Source organism: Streptomyces sp. NPDC046335, from assembly GCF_055587985.1.
Genome location: NZ_JBVJFF010000012.1, coordinates 99,594 through 117,492, shown reverse-complemented (window position 1 = coordinate 117,492; position 17,899 = coordinate 99,594). Strand labels below are relative to the sequence as shown.

Sequence of the window (17,899 nt, the reverse complement as noted above, 5' to 3'; positions counted from 1 at the left end):
CTCCCCCGCTCCCCCCCCCCCCCCCCCCCCCCCCCCCCCCCCCCCTCCCCCCCCCCTCCCCCCCCCCCCCCCCCCCCGCGCGCGTAGTGGACGATTTCCGTAGTCACTCCGGGTGGGTCACGCCGGGCGCACCACGCTGTGGATCGGCATGTAGTAGATCGACTCGACGCGGACGTTCGCGCCCGGCTTCGGGGCGTGGATCATCTTGCCGCCGCCGATGTAAATGCCTACGTGGCTGATGTCGTCGTAGAAGAAGACCAGGTCACCCGGTTTGGCGTCCGCAGTCTTCACCGTCGTGCCGACCTTGACCTGGTCCCACGTGGTGCGCGGCAGTGAGATCCCGGCGGCCTTCCAGGCGTCCTGGGTGAGCCCGGAGCAGTCGTAGGAGTCGGGGCCCGTGGCGCCCCATACGTAGGGCTTGCCGATCTGGGCCTCGGCGAAGTCGATGACCTTCGCGGCCTTGGTGGCGTAGCTGCCGTCCGTGCTCCCGGAGCCCGAGCCCGAGCCTGTGCCGGAGCCCGTACCCGTACCCGTATCCGAGCCGGTGCCGGAGCCCGAGCCGGAGCCCTGGCCGTCCTCCCGCTCCCGCTCCTTCTCCTTCCGCGCCGCCTCCTCGGCCTCGCGCTTGCGCTCCGCCTCGGCGGCCTGTTCGCGGGCCAGCTTCTCGGCCTTGCGCTTGGCCTCCCGCTCCTTCTTGCGCTCGATCGCCGCGAGCCGCGCCTTCTCCTCGGTGGTCAGCTCCGAGAGCAGCTCGCGCGCCTCGCCCAGTTTCTTCTGGACGGTCCGCTTGCTGGTCCGCAGGTTTTCCCGCGAGTCGGTCAGCGTCTCCAGGCTCTTCGCCGCCTTCGTGCGCTGCTTCGTCGCCGCGGCTCGCTGCGTCTCGTAGTCGTCGACGGCCTTCTTCTGCCGCGTGGTCAGCCGGTCCGCCAGGTGGTTCTGGTCGAAATAGCCCTGCGGGTCGTCGGCCAGCAGCATGGTGGCCGTCTCCGAGACGCCTCCGGTGCGGTACTGCGCGGCGGCGAAGGAGCCGAGCTCCTGACGCGCGTCGTTCAGCTTGTCCGTGCGCTTGGCCACATCGTCCAGGACGCGGTCGACCTTCTTGCGCTGCTTCTCGGTCTTCTCCTTGGCCGAGTTGTACTTCTGGGTGGCCACGCCCGCTTGGTGGTAGAGGGCGTCGACCTTCTTCTGGACCTCTTCCAGGCTGGGCTTGGCGGGCGCCGACGGCGCGGCCTGGGCGCTCTGGGAGAGGAGCGCCACGGAGGTGAGGGCGGCCGTGGTGATGCCGACGGCGGGGGCGGTGCGAATTCCGGCTGACCGGGTCCGCGGCTTGCGGTGCGACGCCAAGGGAGGCGACTCCTTCCGTAGGCCGCCTACCGGGTTAGCTGTCGGGTTCGGGCGGGTGGTCCGGAAGGTTGCCCTACGGTTCCGTACTGCGTACGGGACCGATTCACCCCAAGTTCTCGGTGGGTCCCCGGCTCCGAACATGTCGGACTCGGCGGGGGCCGCGCGTTCCCGGCGGGGTTCGCCGGTGGGAATACGAGCGGCCCGCGCAGCACGCTAGCCAACTTGTGTGGCGCCTGTGAAGGTTGATGTTCGATATGCCCGATACATTTTCGTGACTTTACGAGGCCCCGGGCGCGGCCTCGTGACGCGATGGCAGAGGGTGCTCGGTAGTGGACACGCTGTGAGCCAAGGAGTGGGTCGGCGGAACCCGGCGCGGGTTGTCAGTGGGTCCGCCTAGACTCGGGAGGCGATGAGCAGCCTCTTTGACGACAGCTTCCTGGCGGACCTGCAGCCCTCGCGGGCCACGGACGAAGAACCTCCGCCCCCGCCCGAGGACAGCGCTCCGGAGCCCGTTCCGGACGACTTGTTCGACGGGAAGTTCGACGCGCCCATGACCCGGGACACGCACTACCGGGACGGTGCCCCGCGCCCGGTGATCGACCCGGCGGCGCTGCTCGAGGGGCTGAACGAGAACCAGCGCGCGGCCGTCGTGCACGCGGGTGCCCCGCTGCTCATCGTCGCCGGCGCCGGTTCCGGCAAGACCCGTGTGCTGACCCACCGCATCGCGTACCTCCTCGCCGCGCGCGGCGTGCACCCCGGCCAGATCCTCGCGATCACCTTCACGAACAAGGCCGCGGGTGAGATGAGGGAGCGCGTCGAGCAGCTCGTGGGGCCCCGGGCCAACGCGATGTGGGTGTCGACGTTCCACAGCGCCTGCGTCCGCATCCTGCGCCGCGAGTACAAGAAGCTGGGCTTCACGTCCTCCTTCTCGATCTACGACGCGGCGGACTCCAAGCGCTTGATGGCTCTGGTCTGCCGCGACCTCGACCTCGACCCGAAGAAGTTCCCGCCGAAGTCGTTCAGCGCCAAGATCTCCAACCTCAAGAACGAGCTGATCGACGAGGACGACTTCGCGAGCAAGGCCGCCGACGGCTTCGAGAAGACCCTCGCCCAGGCCTATGCCATGTACCAGTCACGCCTGCGCGAGGCGAACGCGCTGGACTTCGACGACCTGATCATGACGACGGTCAACCTCCTGCGCGCCTTCCCGGACGTCGCGGAGCACTACCGCCGCCGCTTCCGCCACGTCATGGTCGACGAGTACCAGGACACGAACCACGCGCAGTACGCCCTCGTGCGTGAGCTGGTCGGCCCCTCCGGGGGCGAGGGGGACGACCCGGCCGAGCTGTGCGTGGTGGGTGACGCGGACCAGTCGATCTACGCCTTCCGCGGCGCCACCATCCGCAACATCCTCCAGTTCGAGGAGGACTACACCGACGCGACGACGATCCTCCTGGAGCAGAACTACCGCTCCACACAGACGATCCTGACCGCCGCCAACGCGGTCATCGAGCGGAACGAGAGCCGTCGCCCGAAGAACCTCTGGACCAACCAGGGCGCGGGCGCGCGCATCACCGGTTACGTGGCGGACACCGAGCACGACGAGGCGCAGTTCGTCGCCGACGAGATCGACCGCCTCACGGACGCGGGCGACGCGAAGGCCGGCGACGTCGCGATCTTCTACCGGACGAACGCGCAGTCCCGTGTCTTCGAAGAGATCTTCATCCGCGTCGGCCTGCCCTACAAGGTCGTCGGCGGCGTCCGCTTCTACGAGCGCAAAGAGGTCCGCGATGTGCTGGCCTACCTGCGCGTTCTCGCCAATCCCGAGGACGCCGTCCCGCTGCGGCGCATCCTCAACGTACCCAAGAGGGGCATCGGCGACCGCGCCGAGGCGATGATCGACGCGCTCTCGCAGCGCGAAAAGATCTCGTTCCCGCAGGCGCTGCGCCGCGTCGACGAGGCGTACGGAATGGCGGCCCGCTCCACGAACGCCGTCAAGCGGTTCAACACGCTCATGGAGGAGCTGCGGACCGTCGTCGAGTCGGGCGCGGGCCCGGCCGTCATCCTGGAGGCCGTGCTCGAACGCACGGGCTACCTCGCCGAGTTGCAGGCCTCGACGGACCCGCAGGACGAGACCCGCATCGAGAACCTCCAGGAGCTCGCCGCCGTGGCGCTGGAGTTCGAACAGGAGAACGCCCAGCGGGAAGAGGTACGGGCCGCCGATGCCGAGGCGGCGGAAGCCGCGGCGGGAGAAGGCGCAGCGGGAGAAGGAGCGGCGGCGCAAGGCAATGCCGGAGAAGGCGACGCAGGAGAGGGTGAGACGGGAGAAGACGAGGCGGGGGCCGCGCAGGCCGGATCGCTCTCCGCCTTCCTCGAGCGTGTCGCGCTCGTCGCCGACTCGGACCAGATTCCGGATGAGGAGGACGACGGCTCCGGAGTCATCACCTTGATGACGCTCCACACCGCCAAGGGCCTGGAGTTCCCCGTGGTGTTCCTGACCGGCATGGAGGACGGCGTCTTCCCGCACATGCGCTCCCTCGGCCAGGTCAAGGAGCTGGAGGAGGAGCGCCGACTGGCATACGTGGGCATCACGCGCGCGCGGGAGCGGCTGTACCTCACGCGTTCTTCGTTGCGCAGCGCCTGGGGCCAGCCCTCCTACAACCCGCCTTCGCGCTTCCTCGAAGAGATTCCGGAAGCGCATCTGGACTGGAAGCGGAAGGGTTCCGTCGGCGCCCCGGCGTCGTCAGGCCCGGCTGCGGGCATCGCCTCGTCGCTGTCCTCGTCGCGCTCGCGTACGGGCGGTGCACAGGGCTTCGCGACGCGCCGCGCCTCGGAGAAGCCGGTGGTCGCGCTGGCTGTCGGGGACCGGGTCACGCACGACCAGTTCGGCCTCGGGACCGTGGTCGGAGTCAAGGGCACGGGGGCGAACGCGGAGGCGACGGTGGACTTCGGCGAGCCCAAGCCGAAGCGGCTCCTGCTGCGGTACGCGCCGGTCGAGAAGTTGTGACACCCGGGATTTCGTGACGCCCGGGACTTCGTGACGCCGGGATTTCGTGACGTCCTGGCCGCCCTGGAGGTTCTGACCTCGGGGCGGCGGGGGCGAGGCCGGAGTTACGTCGGGTCGAGGTCGTGGCTGCGCAGCCACGGCAGCGGGTCTATCGCGGAGCCGCCGCCGGGACGTACCTCGAAGTGCAGGTGCGGGCCGGTGGAGTTGCCGGAGTTGCCGGAGAAGGCGATGACGTCGCCCGCCTTCACGGGACCGCTGGAGATCTTGTGCGTGGAGAGATGGCAGTACCACGTCTCCGTGCCGTCCTTGGCGGTCACGATCGCCATGTTGCCGTAGGCGCTGTTCCACTTTGTGGAGACGGTCCCGTCGGTCGCCGCCAGGACCTCCGTGCCGTACGACACCGGGAAGTCGATGCCGGAGTGCGCCGACATCCAGTTGACGCCCGCCTGGCCGTAGTAGGCGCTGAGTCCGTGCTGCTTCACCGGCAGGCTGAACTTGGGGCGGAGCCGCTCCTTGCGTGCCGCGTCCGCCGCCGCCTTCTTCTGGGCGGCCACCTTCTCGGCCTTGAGGTCGATGCGCTCCTGCGTGCGGCTCGCGCGGTCAGCGAAGTCGCCCGCGTCGGCGGAGAGGTTCGCGAGCTGCGTGTCCAGCTTGTTGTTGGCGGTCGACGGCTTCACGGACGTGACGTCCGGGGCCGAGGCCGCCGTCTCCTTCTGGTCGTCCCCGCCGAAGTCGCCCACCGAGGCCGCGGCCACACCGGCGACACCCATCACACAGGCGGAGGGCACCGCGACGGTGAACAGGGCGGAACGCTTCGCCGGCGTACGACGTCGGGTCCGCGAACGGCCCTGACCGGCTCCGCCGTTCTTCGCGCGGGAGGCACGGGGTGCGGGGCTCGGGACCACGGCGACCTGCTCGTGTTCCGAGGTGTCGTACGGGGCGTCGGCGGAGATCTCGTACTGCTCGGTGAGCTCGTACGGCTGCTCGTCCGCGAGGTTCGTGAGATCCGAGAGTTCCGCGTGGTCGGCGGGGTGCCCGGGGTCTGCGGGGTGCTCGGGGTGCCTTGGTTCGTACGGCTCGTGAGCGCCCTGCGGGGCGTGCGTGTCGTGCGCGTCGTGTGTGTCACCGGCGGAGTTCCACGCCGTGGCGTCGTACGCGCCCGTGTCGAAGGGCTGCGTCTCCCACGGGCCGGCCTGCGGCGTCTGGTTCCAGCCGGTGGTGTCCCACTGGCCGGTGCCGTCGTGGACCGGCTGCGACGGGATCTCCGCGAGATGCTGCACGTCGGCGAGGTGCTGATGGCCGCCGGTCGCCCACGCGGAGGTGGTGTCGAAACTGCCGGTGTCGTACGTGCCGGTGTCGTACGTGGCGGTGTGGTGCTGCCCGGCGTAGGTGTCGTGGCCGAGAGTCTGCTGGGGGCCCGTGGTGGTCGCCCACTGGCCGGTGTCGTACTCACTGCCGGGCATGTCGCCGAAGAGGGGGTCCGCCGCGAAGGTGCCGGTGTCGAGAGCGCCGGTGTCGAAACCGCCGGTGGAGTAGGCGTCGTAGGCGTGGCCACCGTGCTGGGCACTGTGCGTGTCGTACGTCGCGTAGTGGGCGTAGTCGGCGCCGGGTGCCGAGGGCTGGGGAGTCGAGCTCCCCGACGGGTGACGGTCGTTCACCAACTTCTCTTTCGCCTCGGCAGCAGGGGCGGAGCAGTGCGGCGACTGTACCCGGCGGTATACGGGCGCGACAATCTTCGGCAGGTTTCATGCTCTCAGGAAACGGGCATTCGGCCGCCTTTCGGCGGACTGCGGGCACAGCTTTGGCTTTGCGTTCGAGATGCGTTCGATGTTTTGCGCCGACCTCGTGGTCGCGGAGCCGAGTATTTTGCGTTTGATGTCCGGTAGTTGATGGTCAGTTCCTACTTCAGGCGCCTTGACGGCTCGGGTGCGTCTGATGGTGGATTGTGAGCCTCCGCTTCAGGCGACCGTGAGCCCGGTCGGCGCCTCCTCGGCGTCTTCTCCCGGCTCGGCCAGATCGAGAGCCTGGCGTATGCCGTTCGCGACCGCCGGATGGACGGGCAGCGCGAGATGGCCGATCCCGGTCACGCGGACGTTCTGCGCGACCAGGTCGGGATGGTCCACGCAGGCCGTCTCCAGCGGGACCATGATCTGGTCGAGGTCGCTCCAGAAGCTCACGAACTGGGTGCGGCAGCCCGGCGCCGGTTCCTTCAGCTCCTCGATCACGGCGGAGCCGGGCCGCATCTGCCGGACGATGGGGTGCGCGTCCGCCAGGGGTGCGACGCGGGTGCCCCCGTGCGGCGTCCCGAGCGTGACCAGGGTGCGTATACGCGCGTCGCCCCCGAGGCGCTGGACGTAGTAACGCGCGATGAGTCCGCCGAGGCTGTGCCCGACGATGTCGATGCGGGGGCGGCCCGTGCGCTCGCAGAGTTCCTCGACATGGCGGCCCAATAGCCGGGCGGCGGTGGGGATGTCGCAGGTCAGCGGTGAGTAGTTGAGGGACTCCACGCGGCGTCCGCCGTGCTGGGCGAGGGCGCGGCGGAGCAGGACGAAGACCGAGCGGTTGTCGATGAAGCCGTGCAGGAGAAGGACCGGGGGCTTCTCGTCCGCCGGGAGGCGGGGTGCGTCGACCGGCGGCCGCACGGGAGACGCCCTGCGTTCCTGGGCCATGCCCGAGGGATAGAGGAGGAGGTGGCCCGCGAGGATCGCCAGCTCGAGCGCGGTGGACTTGAGGAGGGCCACGGACAGACCCGCCACCCTGGCCGAGAGCGCGGGCAGGCCCGGCAGTGCCGTCAGAAAGGGCGGCGCGGGCAGCGGAAGATCCAGAAGGCGAAAGGGGCGGACCCCTGTGACCGGCATCGTCGACCTCCCGACCGGCGCACGGGAAGACGGCTCTGCACCCCGTGTGCCCTAGGGGGAGTCGTGGGCAAGGAGTCGGCGAGCGACGGCGATGTCCTCCACCGTGCGGCGACCCCGTGCCCCCGTCGCGTCGCCGATGCACCGCACCACCAGCCGTGCCCTGCCGGTGGTGGCCCGGCGATCTCGTCGCGGCTCCCCTCGCGCCTGGTCCGGATGCGGAGGGCGGGCCGGTGAGTGGCCGGTGAGCCCCTGAGTAGCGGACGAGCGCGCAGCGAACGTGTCCCAATGTGTGATTTCCCCCTCCCTGCCCACCGCGAAACTGCCGCTTGCGCGATGCTGGAGATAACGTTCGTTCACTTCCCCGGCCGCGTGGCTCGGGGTATCTGTGCTGGGTCAGACGGATGTCGGTACGGATATTCGGTACATGGAGGCAGTGATGGGTGTGGCAGCCGGGCCTATCCGCGTGGTGGTCGCCAAGCCGGGGCTCGACGGGCACGACCGCGGGGCCAAGGTGATCGCGCGGGCGCTGCGCGACGCGGGCATGGAGGTCATCTACACCGGCCTGCACCAGACGCCCGAGCAGGTGGTGGACACCGCGATCCAGGAGGACGCCGACGCGATCGGTCTCTCCATCCTGTCCGGGGCGCACAACACGCTGTTCGCGCGGGTCCTCGAGCTCCTGAAGGAGCGGGAGGCCGAGGACATCCTGGTGTTCGGCGGCGGCATCATCCCCGAGGCGGACATCGCGCCGCTGAAGGAGAAGGGCGTCGCGGAGATCTTCACGCCGGGCGCCACGACCACCTCGATCGTCGAGTGGGTCCGCGCCAACGTGCAGCAGCCTGCCGGCGCCTGACCCGGCCGGTCTCGTCCGGTGATCGCGGCGGGGCCGGGGCCGGTTCCGTGGCTTCGGCCGCCCCGCGACCCCGGGCCTCAGCCCCAGGCCCCGGGCCCTCGTGGTCTACGTCATCGGCGGCAGCTCGTCCCGTATCGCCGCGCGCAGCCGCAACGTCGTGACCAGGCGTTGGAACGCCTCCGCCCAGTAGCCGCCCGCGCCGGGCGAGGCGTTCTCCGGTTCGTCCGGTATCGCGGTCAGCGCCTCCAGGCGGACGGCCTCCGAGGGGTCGAGGCAGCGCTCCGCCAGGCCCATGACGCCGCTGAAGCTCCAGGGGTAACTGCCCGCGTCGCGTGCGATGTTCAGCGCGTCCACGACCGCGCGGCCCAGCGGACCTGCCCAGGGGACCGCGCAGACGCCGAGCAGCTGGAAGGCTTCCGAGAGGCCGTGCGCCGCGATGAACCCCGCCACCCACTCGCACCGCTCGGCGGCCGGGAGCGCGGCGAGCAGCTTGGAGCGTTCGGCCAGCGACACGGCTCCGGGGCCCGCCGCGTCGGGTGACGCGGGCGTGCCGAGCAGCGCCCTCGACCAGACCGCGTCCCGCTGGCGTACGGCGGCACGGCACCAGGCGGCGTGCAGTTCATCCCGCCAGTCGTCGGCCACCGGAAGCGCCACTATCTCGGCGGGGGTGCGGTTGCCGAGCCGGGCCGGCCAGGCGGCGAGCGGCGCCGCCTCTACCAGCTGACCGAGCCACCAGGAACGCTCGCCCCGGCCGGTGGGCGGCTTCGGGACGACGCCGTCCCGCTCCATGCCCGCGTCGCATTCATGGGGTGCCTCGACCATGAGGGTCGGGACGCTCGACACGTGGTCCACCGCCACGTAGGAGGCGGCTCGGGACGCCATCCGTGCGGCCAGTGCCGACACGGGGAGCGCGGAGAGCAGCTCCGCCGCCGTGGCGCGGACATTGCGGCTGCGGTCGGTGAGGGCCCGCTCGAGGAACGGCTCGTCCTCGGCGGACAGACCGGTCCGCAGGGAATCGAGGAACATCAGCCGGTCCTCGGCGCGCTCCGTCGGCCATGTCGTCGCGAGCAGCTCGCGGGCGGCGTGGGCATCGTGCGCGCGGAGCGCGGTGAGGAGCGCGACCCGCTCGGCGAAGAGGCCCTCCTCCCAGAGCTGCCGGACCTTCGCCGTCTCTTCCGGGGGCGGCAGCGCCATGCCGCCCCCGGGAGTGGAACGGAGTGCGAACTTCCAGTCGGGGTTGAGACGGGCCAGCCACAACGCCCTGGGGCCGGCGAAGGCGAGGGCCTGCGGGCGCAGGTCCGTGCGGCCCCGCGCGGCGTTCAGCAGGGCGGGCAGCAGCTCCGGCGGTGCTCCGTACCCCCGCGCGTTGGCCAGTGCGAGCCACTGGGGCAGCAGCTCCATGAGGTCCGGTGCCGCGCCCCGCCGGCCGCTGCCGCCCGTGCCCGGCTGGTCGGTGAGCAGCGTCGCGAGTCTGCGCCGGGCCGCGGGCGGCACCGGTGGCCTGGGGTCGTCGGCAGCGGGCTCGGGCAGGGCGGCGGCCGGTGCCGGGCACAGTCCGGCCCTGCGGCGCACGGTCTGCTCCGCCGCCGCGCCGAGGAGGGCGACCGGTGCCTCCTCGCCGCGGGTGCGCAGGGCGGCGGGCAGCGCGCGGCGGTCGGTGCCGAGCAGGGCTGTCGTGACCAGCTCGTCCCAGGGCGCCCGCGGGGTCTCGGCCTGCGAAGGTGTGCCGGGCATCTGCTCCTCCTCGTATGTCTGTCCGTCCTGGCGTACGTCTGTCAGCACAGCGGCACCGCCTCTCCCGCGCCCTGCGGCCAGGCGGCCAAGGGGGTGAAGCCCTGGTGGCCGCACTCGCCGAACACCGTCAGCGGGGCGCCGCCGGACAGGGCGACCATCCGCCAGAGACCCGCCCCCGCCGCCTGGGGTGCCACGGGCAGCGCCGACACGCCGTCCGTGTCCGCCAGCTGCCAGGAGTCGCCGTTCCGAGTCGGTATCACCGCGGAGAGCGTCACCGGCCATGAATCCAGCCAGGGGTCGTCGCGCAGCGCCTCGCCGTACCGGGCGGCTGCCTCGTCCGTACGCACGCCGGGTGGGCGCCGCGCGGTGGGTGCCGGAGCCGTGAACTGCTCGCCCAGCTCCGCCCGGAGCTGCCGGGCCCCCGGATACCCGGTCAGCTCGGCGTCGAGCAGCAGGCCCACGGGCAGCGCGAGCGCGGGAACCCGGCCCGCCGCTCCGTAGGCGAGCAGGAGCGCGGTGCGGCCGGAGTCCATCCCGGACAGCCATATGCGGCGCGTGGTGAGCTTGCCGTCCGATGTGTCGTACTGCGCGAGGACCAGCCAGTGGTCCCGCAGCGGCGGCCCCTCCGGCTGCGCGGGCAGCCCGATGCGGGACCGGACCGTGACGGCGAGATCGGCCGGGAGCCCGTCACGGTGCAGCCAGCCCCGGACGAGAAGGTGGAGCAGCGCGCACTCCTCCAGGAGCCGCACGGGCCAGCCGGGCCCCGAGGCCGGAATGGCACCCAACTCCCGAACGCGCGCCGCGAGGCCCGGTGCCTGGGCGTCGACCATGCGGGCCGCGGTCTCCTCCCACATGCCGTACCCCGCCTGCTCGGCGGCGGCCGTGCCCCCGCGCAGCAGGTCACAGAGGCGCTGCTCCAGCTCCGTTGCCCCCGCCGTGATCCGCTCGGCCCGCTTCTCCGCTCTCCTGCGCGCGGCCTCGGGGTCGGCCGGCGCCGCGGCATCCGGGGCCGAACTCCGCTTCTCCTCCACCCTTTTGCGGCGGCCGGCCAGCCACTCCCCGGCCCAGGCCGGCGGCTCGCCGTCCTGCACGGTGCCGTCCGCGCCCGCCCAGAGCAACAGCAGTCCCAGCGCGTGCTTGCACGGGAACTTCCGGCTCGGACAACTGCACTTGTACGCCGGCCCCGCCGTGTCCGCGATGTCCACGACCGTCTGATACGGCTTGCTGCCGCTTCCCTTGCACAGCCCCCACACCGTCCCCTCGCTCGAACTGCCCGCCTCCGACCACGGGCCCGCGACACCGAGTTTGCTCCCCGCCCTGCGTGACGGGGCGTCAGGCGCCAGTGCCAGCACCTGATCCGCCGTCCAGCGCACCCCCTGCTGAGTCATGTCTCGAAGGTAGGTGCCGCCACTGACAATCGACCTTGCCGTCAGTATTTCCGCAGGTCAGCGGCATGTGAGGGTCGATTGTCAGTGGCGTGGTGCACGGTGGAACCACATCCGGGCCAGACGTGTCCGGACGAGCTGGAGGGGGATCGCTCCATGTCCGTATCCGTCGACTCGACGACGTCCGCGACCGCGAATCGGGCCGAGGCCCTGCGGCCCCATGCCGAGCACGCGTTCGCCGCCGAACTGGCCGCGCTCGCCGCGCAGGACGACCGGCCGCGGCCGCGGCGGTGGAATCTGTCGCCGTGGGCCGTCGCCACGTATCTGCTCGGCGGCACGCTGCCCGACGGCACGGTGATCACGCCGAAGTACGTGGGCCCCCGCCGTATCGTCGAGGTCGCCGTCACCACGCTCGCGACCGACCGCGCCCTGCTCCTGCTCGGCGTGCCCGGCACCGCCAAGACCTGGGTGTCGGAGCACCTCGCGGCGGCGGTCAGCGGTGACTCGACGCTGCTCGTGCAGGGCACGGCGGGCACACCGGAGGAAGCGATCCGGTACGGGTGGAACTACGCGCAGCTCCTCGCCCACGGCCCCAGCCGCGACGCGCTCGTGCCCAGCCCCGTCATGCGCGCGATGTCCGAGGGCATGACGGCACGCGTCGAGGAGCTGACCCGCATCCCGGCCGATGTGCAGGACTCGCTGATCACGATCCTGTCCGAGAAGACCCTGCCCATCCCGGAGCTGGGCCAGGAGGTCCAGGCGGTACGGGGGTTCAACGTCATCGCCACCGCCAACAACCGCGACCGCGGGGTCAACGACCTGTCGAGCGCGCTGCGCCGCCGCTTCAACACGGTCGTCCTGCCGCTGCCGGCGACCGCCGACGCCGAGGTCGACATCGTCTCGCGCCGCGTCGACCAGATCGGGCGCTCGCTCGACCTGCCCGCGGGGCCCGAGGGCATCGACGAGATACGGCGTGTCGTCACCGTCTTCCGCGAGCTGCGCGACGGCGTGACCGCCGACGGGCGTACGAAGGTGAAGTCGCCCAGCGGCACGCTGTCGACCGCCGAGGCGATCTCCGTCGTCACCAACGGCCTCGCCCTGGCCGCCCACTTCGGGGACGGTGTCCTGCGCCCCGGCGATGTCGCCGCCGGCATCCTCGGCGCCGTCGTGCGCGATCCGGCGGCGGACCGCGTGATCTGGCAGGAGTATCTGGAGGCGGTCGTGCGCGAGCGCGACGGCTGGAAGGACTTCTACCGCGCCTGCCGTGAGGTGAGCGTATGACCAGGGCGGGGGAAGGGGTGGAGGCCGGGGCGCTGCTGCTCGGGGTGCGGCACCACGGGCCCGGGTCGGCGCGTGCCGTGCGGGCGGCGCTGGATGCGGTACGGCCCGACGCCGTCCTCGTCGAGGGGCCGCCGGAGGCCGACCCGCTGGTCGGGCTCGCCGCAGACGAGGGGATGCGGCCGCCCGTCGCGCTGCTCGCGCACGTGGTGGACGAGCCGGGCCGTTCGGCGTTCTGGCCGCTCGCCGAGTTCTCCCCGGAGTGGGTGGCCATCCGGTGGGCCGTCGGGCGGGGCGTGCCGGTGCGCTTCATCGACCTGCCGGCCGCGCACTCGCTGGCGCGGACCGAGGAGCTTCCGGGCTGCGACGGTGGCGGTGAGGCGGGTTCTGACGGTGGCGGCGGCGGTGAAGCAGCCTCCGACAGGGGCGGTGAGGCGGCCTCCGACAGGGGCGGTGAGGCTCCGGCGAAGGAGGACGCCCTGCGTGTCGATCCGCTGGCCGTGCTCGCCGAGACCGCCGGGTACGACGACCCCGAGCGGTGGTGGGAGGACGTGGTCGAGCACCGCGCGGCGGAGGGCGACGCGTTGGCGCCGTTCGAGGCGCTCGGCGACGCAATGGGGGCTCTGCGCGAGACCTACGGGGACGGCGGGGACGGCCGTGACCTGGCCCGCGAGGCCTACATGCGGCTCCAGACGCGGGCTGCCGTGCGGGAGTTCGGGGAAGGGCGCGTGGCCGTGGTGTGTGGGGCCTGGCATGTGCCTGCCCTGCGGCGCAGGACCACCGTGGCCGCCGACCGGGCGCTGCTCAAGGGGCTGCCCAAGGTGAAGGCCGAGATGACGTGGGTGCCGTGGACCCACCGCAGGCTCTCCCGTGCCAGTGGGTACGGCGCGGGAATCGTGTCCCCCGGCTGGTACGGACACCTGTTCAGCGCCCCCGACCGGCCCGTCGAGCGCTGGATGACCAAGGTCGCGAGGCTGCTGCGCGACGAGGACCGGCTTGTCTCGTCCGCGCACGTCATCGAGGCGGTCCGGCTCGCCGACACGCTCGCCGCGATGCGGGGGCGGCCGCTGGCCGGGCTCACCGAGACGACCGACGCCGTGCGGGCGGTGATGTGCGAGAGGTCGGACGTGCCGCTCGCCCTGGTGCACGACAAGCTGGTCGTCGGCGATGTCCTGGGCGAGGTGCCCGAGGCGGCGCCCGCGGTGCCGTTGCAGCGCGACCTCACGCGGTCGCAGCGCAGACTGCGGCTCAAACCGGAGGCGCTGGACCGGGAGCTGGAGCTGGACCTGCGCAAGGAGACGGACGCGGCGCGCAGCACGCTGCTGCACCGGCTGCGGCTCCTCGGGGTCGGCTGGGGGGAGCCGGCGCGGTCCCGTGGGAGCACGGGGACGTTCCGGGAGACGTGGCGGCTGCGGTGGGAACCGGAGCTTTCCGTGCGGGTCGCGGAGGCGGGCGTCTGGGGGACGACGGTGCTGGGCGCGGCCACCGGCAAGGCCTCTGCCGACGCGGTCGGGACGGTGGCGCTGGCTGACGTCACGGCGCTCGCCGAGCGGTGCCTGCTGGCGGAGCTGCCGGACGCGCTGCCGGTGGTGATGCGGGTCCTCGCCGACCGCGCGGCACTGGACGCGGACGTCGGCCACCTCGCGCAGGCGCTGCCCGCGCTGGTGCGGTCGCTGCGGTACGGGAACGTGCGGGGCACGGACACAGCAGCGCTCGGCGAGGTGGCACTCGGCCTTGCCGAGCGGGTCTTCGTGGGGCTGCCGGGTGCGTGCGCGGGCCTCGACACGGACGCGGCGCTGGAGATGCGGGGCCATGTCGACGCGGTGCATCAAGCCGTGGGCCTGCTCGGCGAGTTCGGGGCGGGGGGTGCCGGGGACGACGCGGCGGGCCCCGGGCCCGCGGCCACGCGGGACGTACGCATCCGGTGGTGGTCCGTGCTGCGGCTGCTGGCGCAGCGGGACGCCGTGGCAGGGATCGTCCGGGGGCGGAGTGTTCGGCTGTTGCTGGACAGCGGGGAACTGGCGGACGAGGAGGCCGCCCGCCTCATGGGCCTGGCACTGTCACGCGGCAGCGAACCCGCCGAGGGGGCCGCCTGGATCGAGGGCTTCGTCGGCGGCGGCTCCGGGGGCGGCATGCTCCTCGTCCACGACCAGCGCCTGCTCGGCCTGGTGGACGCCTGGCTGAGCGGGGTGTCGGGCGACGCCTTCGTCGACGTACTGCCGCTGCTGCGGCGCACGTTCTCGGCGTATGAGCCGGGGGTGCGGAGGACTCTGGGGGAGTTGGTGCGCCGAGGACCCGCCACAGCCGCCCCCGAGCCGACCGGCCACGGCATACCCGGCTTCGCCGAGAAGCTCGACGCGGAGCGCGCGGACGCCGTGGTGCCGACGGTGCGGTTCCTGCTCGGGTTGGCGGGGGCGGAGGCAGAGGCGAATACGGGCCTGGCGGGGGTGGCGAGGTGACCGCCGGGGTGGTGGCGAACCTCGCCGGGCTGTTGGAGGCGGGGCGGTGATGAGCCCCGTGGCGGGACATGGCGCCTCGGTGGGGGCCGCGGGGTCCCAGGACCCGGCGGTCGGTGGTCGTGGTCGTGGTTGGTGGACGGCGGTTGGCGGTCGGCGGTCGTTGTCGTGCTCGGCGGTCGGTGGTCGGCGGTCGTGGTCGGTGTTTGGTGGACGGCGGTCGATGGCCGGTGGCCGGTGGACGGTGGTCGGTGGTCGGGAGGAGTGGTGACGTGACCGGTATGGCGGGGCAGGGCGGTTTGGGAGGGGTGGATGGCGTGGGGGATGAGCGGTTGCGGCGGTGGCGGTTGGTGCTGGGCGGGGGCGGGGCCGATGGCACCGGGTGCGCGCTCGGGGGGCGGGACTCCGCGATGGACGGGGCGCTTCAGGCGCTGTACGGGGCCGGGAGCGAGAAAGGGGACCGGAAGCGGGAGCAGGGGCGGGAGCGGGCCGCGGGGCTCGGGGGGTCCGCGCCGGCCGTGGCGCGGTGGCTCGGGGACATCCGGACGTACTTCCCCTCCTCCGTCGTCCAGGTGATGCAGCGCGACGCCATCGACCGGCTCGGGCTCTCCGCGCTGCTCCTGGAGCCCGAGATGCTGGAGGCCGTAGAGGCGGACGTCCACCTGGTGGGCACGCTGCTGTCGCTCAACAAGGCCATGCCGGAGACGACCAAGGAGACCGCGCGCGCTGTCGTACGCAAGGTCGTCGAGGACCTGGAGAAGCGGCTCGCGACGCGGACCCGCTCCACCCTCACCGGAGCGCTCGACCGCAGCGCGCGCGTCAGCAGGCCGCGCCACCACGACATCGACTGGAACCGCACGATCGCCGTCAACCTGAAGAACTACCTGCCGGAGTACCGGACGGTCGTCCCCGAGCGGCTCATCGGGTACGGGCGGGCCTCGCAGTCCGTGAAGAAGGAGGTCATCCTCTGCATCGACCAGTCGGGTTCGATGGCGGCGTCCGTCGTCTACGCATCGGTGTTCGGGGCGGTGCTGGGTTCCATGCGCGCGCTCAACACGCGGCTCGTCGTCTTCGACACCAACGTCGTCGATCTGACCGAGCAGCTCGACGATCCGGTGGACGTCCTCTTCGGGACGCAGTTGGGTGGCGGTACCGACATCAACCGTGCCCTCGCCTACTGCCAGTCGCAGATCACCCGCCCCGCCGACACCGTCGTCGTCCTCATCAGCGACCTCTACGAAGGGGGCATCCGCGACGAGATGCTGAAGCGGGTCGCGGCGATGAAGGCGTCCGGAGTGCAGTTCGTGACGCTGCTCGCGCTCTCCGACGAGGGGACACCCGCGTACGACCGTGAGCACGCGGCGGCGCTCGCCGCGCTGGACGCGCCGGCCTTCGCCTGCACACCCGACCTCTTCCCGGAGGTGATGGCCGCCGCGATCGAGAAGCGCCCTCTCCCCATACCCGACACGGCCGCGGCCGGGGGAGCGTGACGTACGTCTCGTACGGTGGCCGATTGCCGGAGCAACGGGAGCAAACGGGCGGGCCCGGGCCGCGATCCGAGCCGTTCAGGTGCCCTGCGGCGCACGATCTGTGACCGTCATCACCGCCCAAATGTGATCTGCGATTTAGGGAGGCGCGGCCCACGGCGATAACCTGCGAGACGGACATGCCGCGTACTGGACTCCGTCCTACGCCTCCCTTGTGACAGCGCAGTCACGTTGCCCTCCGCGGCACGCCCACGCAGACAGCTGACACCAAAGCAGCGAGATCGCAGCGAGATCACGGATTAGGGACGGACGCGCGTGGACCTGTTCGAGTACCAGGCGAGGGACCTCTTCGCCAAGCACGGTGTACCGGTGCTGGCCGGTGAAGTCATCGACACGCCTGAGGCGGCGCGCGAGGCCACCGAGCGGCTGGGCGGCAAGTCGGTCGTCAAGGCGCAGGTGAAGGTCGGCGGCCGCGGCAAGGCCGGCGGCGTGAAGCTGGCGGCGACGCCGGACGAGGCCGTCGCTCGCGCGACGGACATCCTCGGGATGGACATCAAGGGCCACACGGTCCACAAGGTGATGATCGCCGAGCTGTCCCCGGAGATCGAGGCGGAGTACTACGTCTCGTACCTCCTCGACCGCACCAACCGCACGTTCCTCGCCATGGCGTCGGTGCAGGGCGGCATGGACATCGAGGAGGTCGCGGAGAAGACCCCCGAGGCCCTCGCGAAGGTCCCGGTCAACGCCGTCGAGGGCGTGAACATCGAGAAGGCCCGCGAGATCGTGGCCCAGGCGAAGTTCCCGGCCGAGGTGGCCGAGGGTGTCGCCGAGGCCATGGTGACCCTGTGGGACACCTTCGTCGCCGAGGACGCGCTCCTCGTCGAGGTCAACCCGCTGGTGAAGACCAAGGACGGTCGCATCCTGGCCCTGGACGGCAAGGTCTCGCTCGACGAGAACGCCGACTTCCGCCAGCCCGAGCACGAGGCGCTCGAGGACAAGGCCGCAGCCAACCCGCTCGAGGCTGCCGCCAAGGCCAAGAACCTCAACTACGTGAAGCTCGAGGGCGAGGTCGGCATCATCGGCAACGGCGCGGGTCTCGTCATGAGCACCCTCGACGTCGTCGCGTACGCCGGTGAGGCGCACGGCGGCGTGAAGCCCGCCAACTTCCTCGACATCGGTGGCGGCGCCTCCGCCGAGGTCATGGCGAACGGCCTGGAGATCATCCTCGGCGACTCGGACGTCAAGTCCGTCTTCGTCAACGTGTTCGGTGGCATCACCGCGTGCGACGAGGTCGCCAACGGCATCGTGCAGGCCCTGGAGCTGCTCGCGTCCAAGGGCGAGAAGGTCGAGAAGCCGCTGGTCGTGCGCCTCGACGGCAACAACGCGGAGCTGGGTCGCAAGATCCTCAGCGATGCCAACCACCCGCTCGTGCAGCGCGTGGACACCATGGACGGCGCGGCCGACAAGGCCGCCGAGCTCGCCGCCGCGAAGTAAGGA

General features: G+C 71.8%; 11 protein-coding genes and 1 riboswitch. Of the genes, 6 read left to right on the top strand and 5 right to left on the bottom strand.

The window, feature by feature from the left end; all coding sequences use genetic code 11:
• Nucleotides 1–117 precede the first annotated feature (117 nt).
• Nucleotides 118–1,344 (bottom strand): C40 family peptidase, encoded by a 1,227-nt coding sequence (locus tag ACZ6JY_RS28605; protein ID WP_469200326.1) that lies wholly within the window; start codon nt 1,342–1,344, stop codon nt 118–120.
• 7 nt (nt 1,345–1,351) lie between these two features.
• A riboswitch (cyclic di-AMP (ydaO/yuaA leader) is annotated at nt 1,352–1,508 on the bottom strand.
• A gap of 245 nt (nt 1,509–1,753) precedes the next feature.
• Here ACZ6JY_RS28605 and ACZ6JY_RS28600 point away from each other — a divergent pair.
• Complete coding sequence (locus ACZ6JY_RS28600) at nt 1,754–4,351, top strand: ATP-dependent DNA helicase (protein WP_469200324.1); 2,598 nt, start codon at nt 1,754–1,756, stop codon at nt 4,349–4,351.
• A gap of 104 nt (nt 4,352–4,455) precedes the next feature.
• On the opposite strand, the gene ACZ6JY_RS28595 is transcribed toward ACZ6JY_RS28600, so the two are convergent.
• A complete protein-coding gene (locus ACZ6JY_RS28595; protein WP_469200322.1) occupies nt 4,456–6,009 on the bottom strand; it encodes a M23 family metallopeptidase in 1,554 nt (517 codons plus the stop codon).
• Between the two features lie 300 nt (nt 6,010–6,309).
• A complete protein-coding gene (locus tag ACZ6JY_RS28590) occupies nt 6,310–7,209 on the bottom strand; it encodes an esterase/lipase family protein (protein WP_469200320.1) in 900 nt (299 codons plus the stop codon).
• Nucleotides 7,210–7,645: 436 nt separating this feature from the next.
• Between ACZ6JY_RS28590 and ACZ6JY_RS28585 the strand changes: the two genes are divergently transcribed.
• Nucleotides 7,646–8,062, top strand: a complete 417-nt coding sequence (locus ACZ6JY_RS28585; RefSeq protein ID WP_469200811.1) for a cobalamin B12-binding domain-containing protein — start codon at nt 7,646–7,648, stop codon at nt 8,060–8,062.
• A 105-nt stretch (nt 8,063–8,167) separates the two neighbouring features.
• Here ACZ6JY_RS28585 and ACZ6JY_RS28580 read toward each other — a convergent pair whose 3' ends face one another.
• Both ACZ6JY_RS28580 and ACZ6JY_RS28575 read right to left on the bottom strand, forming a co-directional pair.
• The gene (locus ACZ6JY_RS28580) at nt 8,168–9,796 is read right to left on the bottom strand and encodes a DUF5691 domain-containing protein (protein ID WP_469200318.1); all 1,629 of its coding nucleotides are present in this window, start codon (nt 9,794–9,796) and stop codon (nt 8,168–8,170) included.
• Nucleotides 9,797–9,837: 41 nt separating this feature from the next.
• Nucleotides 9,838–11,184, bottom strand: a complete 1,347-nt coding sequence (locus ACZ6JY_RS28575) for an SWIM zinc finger family protein (RefSeq protein WP_469200316.1) — start codon at nt 11,182–11,184, stop codon at nt 9,838–9,840.
• Between the two features lie 153 nt (nt 11,185–11,337).
• Here ACZ6JY_RS28575 and ACZ6JY_RS28570 point away from each other — a divergent pair, with 153 nt between their 5' ends.
• The 4 genes from ACZ6JY_RS28570 to sucC all read left to right on the top strand — a co-directional run bounded on the left by ACZ6JY_RS28570 (nt 11,338) and on the right by sucC (nt 17,896).
• A complete protein-coding gene (locus ACZ6JY_RS28570) occupies nt 11,338–12,462 on the top strand; it encodes an ATP-binding protein (RefSeq protein ID WP_469200314.1) in 1,125 nt (374 codons plus the stop codon).
• On the top strand, nt 12,459–14,918 hold the full coding sequence (locus ACZ6JY_RS28565) for a DUF5682 family protein (RefSeq protein WP_469200311.1): 2,460 nt from the start codon (nt 12,459–12,461) through the stop codon (nt 14,916–14,918). The genes ACZ6JY_RS28570 and ACZ6JY_RS28565 overlap by 4 nt, the downstream gene beginning before the upstream one ends.
• Before the next feature lie 278 nt (nt 14,919–15,196).
• The gene (locus tag ACZ6JY_RS28560) at nt 15,197–16,405 is read left to right on the top strand and encodes a VWA domain-containing protein (RefSeq protein WP_469200808.1); all 1,209 of its coding nucleotides are present in this window, start codon (nt 15,197–15,199) and stop codon (nt 16,403–16,405) included.
• A gap of 312 nt (nt 16,406–16,717) precedes the next feature.
• Nucleotides 16,718–17,896, top strand: a complete 1,179-nt coding sequence (gene sucC, locus ACZ6JY_RS28555) for an ADP-forming succinate--CoA ligase subunit beta (protein ID WP_469200309.1) — start codon at nt 16,718–16,720, stop codon at nt 17,894–17,896.
• The last annotated feature ends 3 nt before the right edge of the window (nt 17,897–17,899 follow it).